Raw genomic sequence first — 14,170 nt, 5'->3', positions numbered from 1 at the left:
CCCATGTCCGACATCATCCCGGTCCTCGACCTCGCACCCTTCCTGGCCGGACGGGCCGGTGCGCGCGAGGCGCTGGGGGCAGAGCTGCGGCGGGCCTTCACCGACGTCGGCTTCTATTTCGTGGTCGGCCACGGCGTGCCGCAGGACCTGGTCGATGCGACCTTCGAGGAGGTGCGCCGCTTCCACGCCCTGCCGCTGGCGGCCAAGACGGCGCTGGCCATCGACCGGCACAATATCGGTTACATGCCGATGCGCGGTGCCACGACCCGGTTCAACGCCCTGTCGACGACACAGCGGCCCAACGCCAACGAGGCGATCTTCTTCAAGCGCGAACTGGCGGCCGACCACCCCGACGTGGTGGCGGGCGTGCGCTTCCGCGGCCGCAACCACTGGCCCGACGAGGCCGCCCTGCCCGGCTTCCGCGCGGCCATCCTCACCTATTGCGACGCCATGGAGGGGCTGGGCCGGCGCCTGCTGCCGGTCTATGCCGCGGCCATGGAACTGCCGGCCGACTGGTTCGACGCCGCCTTCGCCGATGCCATGTTCACGCTGCGCATGAGCCACTACCCACCGTCCGAGCCGATCCCGGACGGGCCGATTGGGGACGGCCAGGAATGGGGGCTGGCGCCGCATACCGACACCAGCTTCCTGACGCTGCTGGCGCAGAACCGCATTCCCGGCCTGTCGCTGCGCCTGCCGGGCGGCGAGTGGGTCGATGCCCCGGCCCCGCCCGGCGCCTTCCTGGTGAATGGCGGCAACATGCTGCGGCTGTGGACGAACGACCGCTTCCTGGCGACGCCGCACCGGGTGCTGAACCGCAGCGGCGGCGAGCGCTACGCCATCCCGTTCTTCATGGATGCCGCGCACGACTGGCCGATCGAGCCGGTGCCGACGATGGTCGACGACGCCCACCCGCGCCGACACGCGACCACCACCTATGGCGCGTTCATGGAAACCTACCAGAAGAGCAATTTCCACCACGCCATGGAGAAGCCGACCGCCGCCGTCTGACCGGAACCGAAGGGCGGTCGGGGCGTTTGTCTACGCGCCCGATGGAGGGGCCACGCGCATGAACCTTTCGCTGAACGCGATCACCCTGCAGCCGCTGCTGGCGCTGGTGATCGGCATCCTGATCCTGATCTTCCCGCGCATCCTCAACTACGCGGTCGCCGCCTATCTCATCGTCATCGGCGTCATGGGGCTGTCGAGCCACTTCTGACGCAGCACCGGCACCGGGGCGGCCGATGCTGACCATCCTCTTCCGCATCCTGCTGGTGCTGGCCGCCCTGCCGCTGCTGCTGATCGTCGCCTATCGCTGGATCGACCCGCCGGCGACGCCGCTGATGGCCATCCGCTGGGTCGAGGGCGCGGCCATCGACCGGCGGCCGGTGGCGCTGGCGGCGATCGCGCCCGCCCTGCCGCGGGCGGTGATCGCGTCGGAGGACAACCGCTTCTGCACCCACCACGGGATCGACTTCGAGGCGGTGCAGGACGCGCTCGACGAGCAGGAGGAGACCGGCCGCCTGCGCGGGGCCAGCACCATCACCATGCAGGTCGCCCGCAACCTGTTCCTGTGGCCGGGCGGCGGCTTCGTGCGCAAGGCGATCGAGGCGCCGCTGGCGCTGGCGATCGACGCCTTTTGGCCGAAGCGCCGGATCATGGAGGTCTATCTCAACATCGCCGAATGGGGCGACGGCATCTTCGGGGCCGAGGCCGCCGCACGGCGGCATTTCCGCAAGGCCGCGCGCGACCTGACCCGGACCGAGGCGGCCCGGTTGGCGGCCGTGCTGCCCAACCCCCGCCGCTGGAACGCCGGTGCCCCAACCGGCTACATCCAGCGGCGGACGGCCACCATCGATGCCCGCACGAACCAGCTCGGCCCAGCAAACCTTGGTTGCATTCGCCAGCCTGAATGAACCACATTCCGGCCTTGCCTGCGGACTGGAGAGTCGGCCGCCGGCCGGAGGGACCGCGTGCGGGCCAGCGACATCAGGAGCAGCTTTTCCATCCTGCCGGACGGCTGGCTCGGTGGCTGGGCCGTCGATTCGGCACGGCCGCAGCGGCGGGTCGAGGTCTTCGTCTGGTTCGACGGACGATACCATGACCGCCTGCTGGCCTCCCGCTACCGGCCAGATCTCGTCACCGTGGGCATTGGCGACGGCTGCCATGGCTTCGAATATGCCCTGCCGTCCCAGTTTGCCGATGGCGGCCGGCATGAAATCCGCCTGACGCAAGTCGACGGGACCGATCTCCCGGGCAGTCCGTTTTGCCCGGTCGTCACCACCACCCCTGGCCGCATGTCCCCGACCCCGCCGGCCGCCGGCACCGATCGCGTCATCATGCTGGCGATCGCCAAGGACGAGGCGCGCTACATTGAGGAGTGGATCGCCCACCATTACGGGATCGGGTTCCGGCACTTTCTCGTCTACGACAACGACAGTCGCGACGGCACCGGCGAAATGCTAGCCGGCAACCCCCGCCTGAAGGACATCGTCGAGGTGGTGCCCTGGCCGATAGCCGCCTATGCCGATAGCGGCATGGCGCCGCAATACGCTGCCTACACCGACGCGCTGTCCCGGCTCGACCGGCGGGCCTGGGTCGCCGTCCTGGACCTGGACGAGTTCCTGGTGCTGAAGCATGACCGCCACGTGCAGGCACTCCTGGAGCGGTATCGCGATGCCTCCGCCCTTAGCATCAACTGGCGGATGTTCGGCAGTTCGGGCCTGGCCCGCGGCAACGATCAGCCGGTGGCGGAGCGGTTCCGCTATTGCGGACCGGCCTATTTCGCAAAGACAATCTCACGCGTGGCACTCATCGATCAAATCGGCGTCCATGCCGGCCAGATGCGCTGGCGCGTCCCCTGCGACGAACTGCGCCGGCCGATCGAGCTGGGGTCTTTCCTGCAGACGCCCAGCTACCGATCCGTGCAGATCAACCACTACTTCACCAAGTCCCGCCAGGAGTGGGAGGCCAAGCGCGCGCGCGGGCGCAGTGATCGCCTGGCCGGCACGCCCGACCATGTGCGCCTCGCCCGGGATTTCGTCGGCCACGACCTGAGCGAGGCGCACGAGACCGATATCGACCGCCACGCGGCGACGACCCGTGCAGCGATGGAACGGCTGTTCCCGGACCGCCTGGAGCGGCGCCGGCCGGGGGCGGCCTCGTGACGTTGCGCGGCCAATTGGGGAAAGTGCAGCGCGGCCGCGTCGGCGGCTGGGGCATGCGGAGCGACCGGCCGGGTCGCCCGGTCGAGCTGTTCGCCTGGGCGAACGGCCGCTTCCTCGGCCGGGTCCTGGCCGACCGCCACCGGTCCGACCTGGCGCCGAACGGCATCGGCGACGGCCACCATGCCTTCGAGATCCAGTTGCCGCCCGAACTGGCCGATGGCCGGGCGCATGAACTGCGGATCACCGACTGCGACGGCCAGCCCCTGCCCGGTACGCCGCAGGAGATCTCGTCGACCGACTGCGACCGGCGGGTACTGCCGACGGATTCGATCGCCCCCACCGACGATGTCGTGATGCTGGGGATCGCCAAGAACGAGGCTCCCTACATTGAGGAGTGGGTGGCCCACCATTACGGAATCGGTTTCCGCCGTTTCGTCGTCTACGACAATGACAGCACGGACGGCACCGGCGCGCGACTGGCGCGCAATCCCAGGCTCAAGGGGCTGGTCGAGGTCGTGCCATGGCCGTTGGCGGCCTACCAGGACCAGGCGACCATTGGACCGCAGCAGCCGGCCTACCGCCATGCCATGGGCCGCCTGGGCGGCGAAGGCTGGGTCGCGGTCATGGACATCGACGAGTTCCTGGTGCTGAAGCAGGATGCCAGCGTACAGGCGATGCTGCGCCGGTATCGCGACTTGGCCGCACTGGCGATCCACTGGAAGGTGTTCGGCGCCTCCGGGCTGGCCGACGATGACGGGCGCCTGGTGACCGAGCGGTTCCACCACGCCCACCCCTCGGACATGGTGAAGACGATCGCCCGGCTGGACCTGCTGGAGCAGATGTACGTCCATCACCACATCACGCGCGACCGCGTCGGCGCCAGCGAGCTGCGGCACCCGCTCTATGACCCGCACGCGTTGAAGCAGCCGAGCTACCGCGCGGTACAGATCAACCACTATTTCACCAAGTCGCGCCAGGAATGGGAGGAGAAGCGCTATCGCGGGCGCTCGGACCGGCCGGCGGACGCACCGGGCTTCGTGCGCGACAACGGGCAGTTCCACAGGGCCGACGAGAGCATCGAGTACGATCGCGAGATCGACCACCATGCGGCGACGACCCGGGCTGCCCTGGCCCTGCTGTTTCCCGACCACCCGCAGGCGCCGCGAGGAGGATGATCGCCATGACCCTGCTGGGCGAAGTCAGCGTGGTACAGGGGTGCATCAGCGGCTGGGCCGGCTGGACCGACCGCCCGGGCGCGCCGGTCGAGCTGTTCGTCTGGTTCGATGGCCGCTTCTTCGGCCGGCTCCTGGCCGACGAGCACCGGCCGGACCTGGGGCCGGGCGGCGGTGGCGATGGCCATGCCACCTTCGACCTGCCGGTGCCGCGCGCACTGGTCGACGGCCAGGCCCACGAACTGCGGATGGCCGATGGCGATGGCCGGATGCTGCCCGGCACGCCCCGAACCATCCACGCGACCGACTGCGCCGATCATGTCCTGCCCACGGACACCCCCTCGGACGGCGAGGACGTGGTCATGCTGGCGATCGCCCGCGACGAGGGCCGCTACATCGAGGAATGGATCGCCCATCATCACGGCCTGGGTATTGGCCGCTTCGTCATCTACGACAATGACAGCAGCGACGGTATGGCCCAGCGCCTGGGCGGGAACCCGCGCCTGGCCGGCATCGTCGAGGTCGTGCCCTGGCCGGCCGGGGCGTTCGATCCGGCCGAGGGGCCGCAGCGCCCGGCCTATCGCGATGCCATGTCCAGACTCGGCCGCAGCGGCTGGGTGGCGATCCTGGACCTCGACGAGTTCCTGGTGCTGAAACATGACAGCAGCATCCATTCCATGCTCAGGCGGTACCGCGACCTGTCGGGCATCACCATTCCATGGAAGGTTTTCGGCAGTTCAGGCTTGGCCGCGCGCGATGACCGCCTGGTCACCGAACGCTTCCACTATGCGATGCCGGCACCCCTGACCAAGACCATCGCCCGGCAAATGCTTCTGGCGGAGCCGATCATGCACCACCACAGCATGATCGAGCGACCGATTGCCGACGAGTTGCGCCGCCCGCTCTACGTGCCCGACCGGGGACCAGTCCCCAGCTACCGCTCGGCCCAGATCAACCACTACTTCACGAAATCGCGCGAGGAGTGGGCCGAGAAACGCCAGCGCGGCCGGGCGGGAATGCCTCGCGGGGCCCCGGGTTTCCAGCGCAGCGAGGCACAGTTCTACAGCCACGACCAGTGCATCGAGTTCGACCGCTGGATCGATCGCCACGCATGGACGACGCGCGCGGCGCTGGACCGGTTGTTCCCCGGCCATGTCGGCGCCGAACTGGCCCGCCATCCGCCCTTGCTTCCCGGAACGGACAGAAACTAAGACTGTGGCCATCCATTCCATTCGACATGCGGGGCGTCGTCGGGACCAATGAAGATCGTCGGCTGTCTGGACGGGGTGGCCGACGGCAGGATCGTCGGATGGGCGCGGGATGAGGCGGACCCGCTGGGGCGTCTCGAGCTGTTCGGCTGGATCGACGGCCGGCTGGTCGGGCGATGCCTGGCCAACCGTCTTCATGGCAGCCTCGCGGGCGTGGGCGACGGCTACTATGGCTTCTCCCTGCCGATCCCGCCCGCCCTGCTGGACGGTGGCCGCCATGTCGTGCGCCTGGCATTGGCCGATGGAAGCATGATCGACGGCTTCGAGCGGCCGCTGGCGTTCCCGGCGCGCTCGCTGCCCGCCACCACGCCGCGCCCGGCGACCGTCGCCTTGCTGGCCCGAATCCATCCGGGCGCCAGCGCGGTCGAGCAATGGATCGCCTATCACCATGCGATCGGCGTAGGGCTGTTCCTGCTGCATGGTCTGGAGGCCCCGCTGCGGCAGCGCCTGGCCGCGAACGAGCGGCTGCGCGGGGTCGTGGAGATCATCGACCCCGGCCCCGACCTGCTGGCGGAGGGGCGGGAACGGCTTGCCGGACGGGCGGCGTGGCTGGTCGTCCTGGATGCCGACGAGTACCTGGTGCCCCGCCAGCATGCCACCCTGGGCGGCCTGCTGGCGACCCACGGCGATCTGCCCGGGCTGGGCGTCGGGGTGGTGCAGTTCGCCGATACCGGGGCGGCTGAGCCCGACGCGGCACTGGTGCCGCAGCGCTTCCACTATTCGAACCCCTTGACGAACGTGCGCACCATTGCCCGGGTCGACTGCTGGGCCGGGTTCGGGCGGGACGGGGCCGAGATCGGCGCGGGAACGCCGTTCGACAGCCGCCGCCAACCGATCGACCGCGCGCGGCGGCAGCCCGTTGCGACCGACATGGTACAGGTGAACCGCTATCCGCTGGGTCCCGAACCGGCCGGCCGGCTGTCGACGACGGTCAGCACCAGTCGGCGCTCGGCACTGCCGACCAAGCTCTACGATGGCGCCATCGACCACCATCTCGCGGCGATGCAGCGCAGCATCGCGGCACTGTTCCCCGATGGCATCCCGCGATCGGCCGAAGACGCGCCGGTGCGGGTCTATCTGCACATCGGCCTGCACAAGACAGGCACCACCAGCATCCAACGGTTCCTGCTGCATAATCGCGACGCCCTGGAACGATCGGGGATCCTGGTACCCCTTGCCGGTGCGCTGCCCGAGATGGGCGGCGGCCATCATCGGCTGCCGTGGTCGCTGCGGAGCGACTGGACCGCCGAGCGGGCCGACGCGCTGTGGGCGGAGTTGCGGGCCGAGATCGCCGCCAGCGGCTGCCGGAGGGTGGTCATTTCGGCCGAGGACCTGTCGACCATGCCGATGGAATCGGTCCAGCGAGTGGCCGGATACCTGGCAGGGTACGAGATCGTTCCGGTCGTCTTCTTGCGACGGCCGAGCGACATTCTGGAGGGCGCCTACAGGACGACGATCGTCGCCGGCAGCGATATGGACATGGTTGGATTCATGCCCGCTAGCGGCCTTCGCTTCCGCCTCCGGGACGTTCTCTCCGACTGGCGGCAGATAGCCACCCGGGGGCGCATGATCATCGGCAGCTATGACGACCCGGCGGTCGCCCGTGATGTCGTGGTCACGTTCCTCAGTTGGGTCGAGCCCCATTGGACTGGCGATCAGAACGGCAGCGCCGATCGCAGCAACCGGGGCTTGCCCGCGCCGGTGATTGCACTGACCGCGCAACTGCGTCGCCAGGGGTTGGCCCCTGCGGAAGTCCGGCGCTGGCTGGCCGAAATGACGGCGATACCGTTCGCACGCGCCCAGATCGAGCAGCCGCGCTTCGTCTCGAATGCCGTCGAGGCCGACCTCGACCAGGCGTACCGCGAGGACCTGGCCTGGCTGGCCGCGGACCGCCAGCTGGCGGCCTGCGTGCGCAGCCGCCTGCCGTCGCCCGAGCCGCGCGAGACGGCCACGATCAACAGCCTGCAAGACGCGATCCTGGCGCTGGCCCCGCTGCTGGCCGGCGATGCCGCCGCCCGCCCGCCAGAGAAGGAGGTGCCGGCGCAGAGCCTGGAGCTGGAACGGCTGTTCCACCACCCGACAAGCCCGCGACGCGGCATCGTTCGCGGCAACATAGATTCCCTGAAGATCGTCGAGGGCAGCATCATCCTCGATGGCGACGGGCCGGTGCGACTGCACGGCTGGGCGATGGAAAACGACCGCTCGCCGCAGCCGAGCCCAATCCTGCATATCCGCTCGCTCGACCCGACCGCCGCGGCCAACTACATCCTGCAGTTGAAGCCCGGCGCCGAACGGCCGGATGTCGCCAAAGCGTTCCCCAAGGCGCCGCGGGCGGTGGCGCTGAAGACCGGATTCACGGCGACGCTGGAGCCATGGACCCTGCCGAACGGCCGCTACGCGCTGACCCTGGGGTTCTCGGACGAGTTCGGCATCTGCCTGGCGCCGTCTCACTACCGGCTGGACATCCGCTGATGGCGCCCGAAGCCGAAGAGGAGCCCCCCTCCCCCGAGGTGCGGCTGATGGCCTTCTACCTGCCGCAATATCACCCGATCCCCGAGAACGACGCCGCCTGGGGCAAGGGCTTCACGGAGTGGACCAACGTCACCCGCGCGCAGCCCCTGTTCGAAGGCCACGAGCAGCCGCAATTGCCGACGGAGACCGGCTTCTACGACCTGCGCCTGCCCGAGGTCATGGAGCAGCAGGCGGCCCTGGCGCGCGAGCACGGCATCCACGGCTTCTGCCACTATTTCTACTGGTTCGATGGCCGCCGCCTGCTGGAAAAGCCGCTGGAGGCCATGCTGAGGTCGGGCCGCCCGGACATGCCATTCTGCCTGTGCTGGGCCAACGAAAGCTGGACCCGGCGGTGGGATGGCGCGGACAAGGAGATCATCGTCCAGCAGACCTACCCGCCGGACTGCTTCGCGCGGCTGGCGACCGATCTGCTGCCCTATCTCAAGGACCCGCGCTACCTGCGCGTCGATGGCCGGCCCCTGGTCATCATCTATCGCGCGGGGCAGATTCGCGACTGCCGATCAGCCCTGGCCGAGATGCGGCGGGTGGCGGCCGCCGAAGGCATCGAGCTGTGCCTGGCCGCCTGCCTCGCCTTCGACTACCATAGGCCGGCCGAGGACGGCTTCGACCTGACGCTGGAATTTCCGCCGCTGTCCATCCCGCCGGTCGACATCACCGACGAGATCCGCTGGACGGCCCCGTTCCATGGCCGCGCCTACGACTATGAGCGGCTGGTCGAGCAGCATCTCGTGCGGACGGACTATCCGTTCCCGACCATCCGCTCGGCCATGGTCAGCTGGGACAACACCCCCCGGCGCGGTAGTGCGGGCCACCTCTACCGGGGCGCCACGCCGGAGCTGTTCGAGGCATGGCTGACGGCGCTGGTCGATCGCGCCCGTCGGATGGGACAGCCGGACCGGCGCTTGGTCTTCATCAACGCCTGGAACGAGTGGGGCGAGGGCAACCACCTGGAGCCCGACCAGCGGCGCGGCCGGCAGTGGCTGCGCGCCGTGGCGCGCGCAGTGGGGGCCAGCGGTGGCATGACCGCGGCCCGCGCGCGCGCCGTGATGGTCCAGCTGGAAGCACGGGCCGCGGGCGGCGGTCTTGTCACCAAGGGAATGATCCGTCGCATGGTGGAGGTGATGCACGCGCTCGACGACCGGCTGCGCGCGGCCGAGGCCACCAACGAGTGGCTCGGCCGCATCCACGCCGCCCGGCGACAGGAGCCGGCTAGCGCTGCGCGGCAACCCGCCCCGGCCGACATTCTCGGCCGCCGGACGCGGCTCCGCCAGGGCCAAGTGAGCGGCCGGATCGAGCGCCCAGCGGCTACGGCGCTGCCCCAGCGCCGCGACCAGCCGCTGGCGCTGCAGGGCTGGCTGAGCGAGGCCGGCGCCCAGCCGGAGGATCCGCCGCTGTGCGTCGTTGCGCTACTGCCGGAAAATGGCGACCCTCTCTATGCGCTGGCCGATCATGGGCTGCCGCGCGAGGACGCGAGCGCGATCTTCACCGGCATCGAGGACGAGGGCCAGGACCGCAGCGGCTTCGCCATCACCCTCGACTTGTCGGCGCTGGCGGCCGGGCCGTGGCTGCTGCGCGTCGGGCTGGCCACGGACGCCGGTGCGGCCTACCTCGCGGACGGCATCCGGCTGGAACTGGTTGAGAAGTGACGCGCCGCTGCACGGCATCCCCGCCATGGTCGTCGATACGCAGGCCATGACCGCTGAGCTGGTGTCGGTCGTCGTGCCGTTGTACGAGCACGGCGACTTCGTCGAGGCGGCGCTGCGGTCGGTCCATGCGCAGGACTGGCCCGAGATCGAGCTGATCGTGGTCGACGACGCCTCGACCGACCACTCGGCCGCGACTGTCGAACGGCTGGTTGCGGACGATGCCTTCGCCCGCCGGTTCCGCCGCCTCGTCTTCGAACGCAACCCCGGAAACATCGGGGCTGCGCGCACCATCGAGCGCGGCCTGGCGTTGGCCGCCGGCCGTGTCCTGACGATCCTCAATTCCGACGACCTCTATGCGCCGGACCGGCTTGGCCGCTGCGTCGCTGCCCTCGACGCCGGGCATGAACTGGTGGTCACCGGTGTCGCCTGCATTGATCGCCAGGGGCGGCCGGACCAGTCGCCATCAGCGCACCGGCTGGCGGCACTGCCGGCCTCCATCGCCGCCTTTCCCACCGCGTCGGCCGCCTTCCTCGGCGTCAACCGCGCCGTGTCGACCGGCAACCTGCTGTTCACCCGGGATCTGCACCGGCGGGTCGGCGGGTTTCGCGACATGCCATACTGCCACGACTGGGACTTCGTCCTGGGCGCGATGCTGGAGACCGAACCCCGCCTGGTCGATGGCGCGCTCTATCGCTATCGCCTGCACGACGCCAACAGCTTCCGCGAACTGGCCCCCCTGGCCCGCCTGGAAGGGGAGCGATGCCTCGGCCGTTTCTTCGAGCGGCTGGCCTGCGGCCGGGTCGCCAACCCGGTCCTGCGGGCGCTGGCCACCTCGCCGGTCGCCTGGCGCCACCTGTTGCGCGCCATCGACCCGGCCGTGGCCGGCATCGCCGCAGCCATCGGGCGCGGCGGCCGGCCGCGCGGCCTGGAGGCGCCGGCCACCCGCACCGAACGGACGGAGATCCAGCTCGACCATCTGGGCCAGCGGCTGGATCCGGCGCGCGAAACCGTGCTGATCGTCATTCCTGCCGCCGACCGGGGTGGCCGGGCGGTCCTGGCGCTGAACCTCGCCGGCCACCTGCGCGCCCGCGTCAACACGGTGCTGCTGGCCCTGGCCGACGGCGAGTTGCTGGAGGCCCTGCGTGCCGCCTTCGGCCGCGTCGTCGTGCCCGACCGGAGCCGGCTGGCAAGCCAGGGACAGCTGGTCGACCTGACGGACGACGTGATCGAGCGCCTGTCGGTCACCTATGTCGTCAGCATCGGGCTACCGCCGCACGAACTGTCCCTGGCGCTCGCCCGGCGGTTCGTGCCGATGGTCGTGCTGGTCCACGACAAGGCCGAGGCGGCCGCCACCTGGACCACAGCCAGCCGCATCACGACCATGCCGCATGTCGACCGACGCCCGGCCCGCTTCCTGCCGGTGGGACCGTCCGATTTCTCGATGGCGCGCTCGCAGGACGCGATGCGCCGGGAACTGGCACGGCTGCGCGACCTGGCCCGCTTGTCGACGCCTGCCCCGGGAATGTTCGTCGTGCTCGGCTTCGGTCCCATCGCCCCCGGCGGCGGGCTGAACCGGTTCCTGGCCGCCATGCTGGCCTTCCGCAAGTTGCGCCCCGACCAGCCCTGCCGCTTCGTCTGGATCGGTACCGGCAATGCCGGCGACGGCGAGCTGACCGGCGCCCGGGAGACGGCCGCCCGGCTGGACGACGGCGCCGTCGTCGTGTCGTCGACGCAGTCGAACGAGGCCGCACTGCGCCTGGCCCACGCGGTGCTGGTCACCGCCACGGACGACCTGCCGATCGCCATGCTGGATGCGATGGCCCGCGCCATCCCCACCATCTGCCTGGCCGACTCGGCCGGCGCCGACTGGCCGGTCACCCTCGCCGAGGCCGTCGCGGCCGACCCCGAAGCTGCGGGCGCGCTGCTGGCCGACTTGGCCGCGGCCGGCGGCCGGCATCATCCCCTCGGCGCCCGCCAGCAGGCAAAGACCGCCGACACCCGCATGCGCGACCATGCCGAGGGCTTGGTGGCCGCGATGGTGGAGGCGCGTCTGGCGACCGAGCGGCAACGCCGCGACATCCGCACCCTGGCCGACGACGACCTCTTCGACGCCGACATGCAGGACCCGCCGGTATCCCGCGCGGAGGCAATCGCCCGTCATGTGCGACCGATATTTCCACCAGGCGTGCCCCGCCGCCCATTCGCCGGCTTCCGGCCCGGCCTCTACCACGCGATGCTGTCAGGAGAGGAAGCCGCCCATGATCCAGCCGCGGCCTTCGTCCGCGCCGGGCGCCCCGCCGGGCCATGGCAGCGCCAGGTCCTTCGCCCCGCACTGCGCCCGCCGCAGCGCCGATCCGGGTTGCGGGTCGGCCTGCATCTGCATGTCCATCATGACGAAGGGGTGGCCGACCTGTTTCGCCGGATCGCGCCCGCGAGCGCGGGCGCGATCGACCATGACCTGCTGGTAAGCACCGACAGTGCCGACAAGGCGGCCCGCATCGGCGCGGCCGCAGCCCGGGCCGGTCTGCCGATGCCCGACATCCGCGTCTGGCCCAACCGCGGCCGCGACATCGGGCCGTTCCTGACCGGCTGCGGCCGGGAATGGATCGAACACTACGACATCGTCGGCCACGCCCATGCCAAGCGCAGCCCGCATTTGGAACCGACGGAGTCGGCGCGATGGGCGAACTTCCTGTTCGAGCATGTGCTGGGCGGCTTCGCGCCGATGATGGGTTTCGTTGCGGAATGGATGGCCGCCGACCCGGGCCTGGGGCTGATCCACCCGGACGACCCGCTCCTCTTCGGCTGGAACTGGCACGATCCGGATGATCCCGACGCCGGCCGAGATCAGGCACCGAGCCTCCATTTCGGGGCCGAATCGAACCGCTCCATCGCCGAGCGGCTGGCCCTGCGGATGGGGGTGGGCGCACTGCCGGCAGAGATCGACTTCCCGGCCGGCTCGATGTTCTGGGCGCGCAGCCAGGCGCTGCTGCCGCTGTTCGACCTGGGGCTCGGCTGGGACGACTATCCCGAGGAGCCGGTCCCGCACGACGGCACCATCCTGCATGCGCTGGAACGGCTGGTGCCGGTCGTGGTCGAATCCCGCGGCTTTCGCGTCGCCGTCACCCACATCCCCGGCATCGGGCGCTGATCCGCCGTGGCCGGGTATGGCTGCCCGGTCAGTAGATGTTGCCGCGCTCATACTGCAGGGGCCAACTGGCGTTCCCCTTCAGGACGTTCGCCGCCCGCAGCGGCCAGTGCGGTTCGGCCAGCAGGGCGCGGCCCAGGAACACCAGGTCGGCGCGCCCGTTGGCGACGATGTCCTCGGCATGCTCGGGCGAATGGATGAGGCCGACGGCCCCGGTCGCGATCCCGGCCTCGCGCCGGATCGCCTCGGCGAATGGCACCTGGTAGCCGGGATGGACCGGTATCTGCTGGCGCGGGTCGAGCCCGCCCGACGTGCAGTCGACTAGATCGACCTTGCCCGTGGCCTTCAGCCAGCGCGAGACCGCGATCGTGTCGGCGATGGTCAGCCCACCCGCAATCCAGTCGGCGCAGGACAAGCGCACGAACAGGGGCAGCTCGTCCGGCCATTCCGCCCGGATGGCGTCGACCACCTCCAGCAGCAGGCGCGCGCGCCGCGCCAGGTCGCCGCCATAGGCGTCGTTGCGGCGGTTGGATAGGGGCGACAGGAAACTATGCACCAGGTAGCCGTGGGCGGCGTGGTATTCCAGCACCTGGAAGCCTGCCCGCCGCGCGCGGGCGGTGGTCGCCGACAGCTCGGCCACGAAGGTGGCGATCGCGGCCTCGTCCATGGCCTGGGGCGTCGCGTAGCCATCGGCATAGGGCTCGGCCGTCGGGCCGATCAGTTCCCATGCCCCCTCCGCCGCCGTCAGGGGCGTCGTGCCCTCCCACGGGCGGTGCACCGACGCCTTGCGGCCGGCATGGGCAAGCTGGATCGCCGGGACCGCGCCCTGGGCCGACACGAAGGCGGCGATGCGCGCGAACTGCGCCTCCTGGGCGTCGTTCCACAGGCCGATGCAGTGGCGCGTCACCCGGCCGCGCGGCTCCGACGGCGTCGCCTCGGTGAAGACGATGCCCGCCCCACCCTGGGCGCGTGCCCCCAGATGGACCAGGTGCCAGTCATCGGGCATGGCGTCGGTGGCGCAGTACTGGCACATGGGCGAGACGGCGATGCGGTTGCGCGCCGTGACCGAGCGCAGTTCGATCGGCCGGAACAGATGCGGGTCGCGCTCGCGCTTCAGGATGCGGCGGACGTTCTCTCCGGTGAAGCGCTGGTCGCCCACCCGGGCCTGCGAATCCGCGTTCGTCATCCGGCCATCCCCCTGCTCCCCTGTTTCTTGTCGATTGCCCGCCCGACCTAG

10 protein-coding genes are annotated in these 14,170 nt (G+C 70.3%); 9 read left to right on the top strand and 1 reads right to left on the bottom strand.

Annotation, left to right across the window (positions count from 1 at the left end; all coding sequences use genetic code 11):
- The first annotated feature begins 3 nt into the window (after positions 1–3).
- Genes STVA_RS08960 through STVA_RS08920 form a run of 9 tightly spaced genes read left to right on the top strand, consistent with a single transcriptional unit; the run spans position 4 to position 12,936 of the window.
- Positions 4–1,011 (top strand): isopenicillin N synthase family dioxygenase, encoded by a 1,008-nt coding sequence (locus STVA_RS08960; protein ID WP_123688981.1) that lies wholly within the window; start codon positions 4–6, stop codon positions 1,009–1,011.
- 58 nt (positions 1,012–1,069) lie between these two features.
- Complete coding sequence (locus STVA_RS08955) at positions 1,070–1,219, top strand: DUF3096 domain-containing protein (RefSeq protein ID WP_123688982.1); 150 nt, start codon at positions 1,070–1,072, stop codon at positions 1,217–1,219.
- 25 nt (positions 1,220–1,244) lie between these two features.
- Positions 1,245–1,916 carry a monofunctional biosynthetic peptidoglycan transglycosylase gene (mtgA, locus tag STVA_RS08950; RefSeq protein WP_123688983.1) on the top strand — a complete coding sequence of 224 codons (672 nt, stop codon included), beginning with the start codon at positions 1,245–1,247 and terminating at the stop codon, positions 1,914–1,916.
- A gap of 57 nt (positions 1,917–1,973) precedes the next feature.
- Positions 1,974–3,167: a glycosyltransferase family 2 protein gene (locus STVA_RS08945; protein ID WP_123688984.1), complete on the top strand. Its 1,194-nt coding sequence runs from the start codon at positions 1,974–1,976 to the stop codon at positions 3,165–3,167.
- 53 nt (positions 3,168–3,220) lie between these two features.
- Positions 3,221–4,342, top strand: coding sequence for a glycosyltransferase family 2 protein (locus STVA_RS08940; protein WP_170221598.1), 1,122 nt, complete (start codon positions 3,221–3,223; stop codon positions 4,340–4,342).
- 5 nt (positions 4,343–4,347) lie between these two features.
- Entirely contained in the window at positions 4,348–5,550 is a 1,203-nt protein-coding gene (locus STVA_RS08935; protein WP_170221597.1) for a glycosyltransferase family 2 protein, read from the top strand.
- A gap of 48 nt (positions 5,551–5,598) precedes the next feature.
- On the top strand, positions 5,599–8,079 hold the full coding sequence (locus tag STVA_RS08930) for a glycosyltransferase family protein (protein ID WP_123688987.1): 2,481 nt from the start codon (positions 5,599–5,601) through the stop codon (positions 8,077–8,079).
- The gene (locus STVA_RS08925) at positions 8,079–9,785 is read left to right on the top strand and encodes a glycosyltransferase WbsX family protein (protein WP_170216381.1); all 1,707 of its coding nucleotides are present in this window, start codon (positions 8,079–8,081) and stop codon (positions 9,783–9,785) included. The genes STVA_RS08930 and STVA_RS08925 overlap by 1 nt, the downstream gene beginning before the upstream one ends.
- A gap of 46 nt (positions 9,786–9,831) precedes the next feature.
- Positions 9,832–12,936 (top strand): rhamnan synthesis F family protein, encoded by a 3,105-nt coding sequence (locus tag STVA_RS08920; RefSeq protein WP_170216382.1) that lies wholly within the window; start codon positions 9,832–9,834, stop codon positions 12,934–12,936.
- A gap of 28 nt (positions 12,937–12,964) precedes the next feature.
- On the opposite strand, the gene STVA_RS08915 is transcribed toward STVA_RS08920, so the two are convergent.
- On the bottom strand, positions 12,965–14,119 hold the full coding sequence (locus tag STVA_RS08915) for an NADH:flavin oxidoreductase/NADH oxidase (protein WP_123688989.1): 1,155 nt from the start codon (positions 14,117–14,119) through the stop codon (positions 12,965–12,967).
- Between the last annotated feature and the right edge of the window lie 51 nt (positions 14,120–14,170).

Origin of the sequence: Stella humosa (assembly GCF_006738645.1) — a bacterium.
Taxonomy (GTDB): domain Bacteria; phylum Pseudomonadota; class Alphaproteobacteria; order ATCC43930; family Allostellaceae; genus Allostella; species Allostella humosa.
This window is presented reverse-complemented; position numbering and strand designations above follow the sequence as displayed.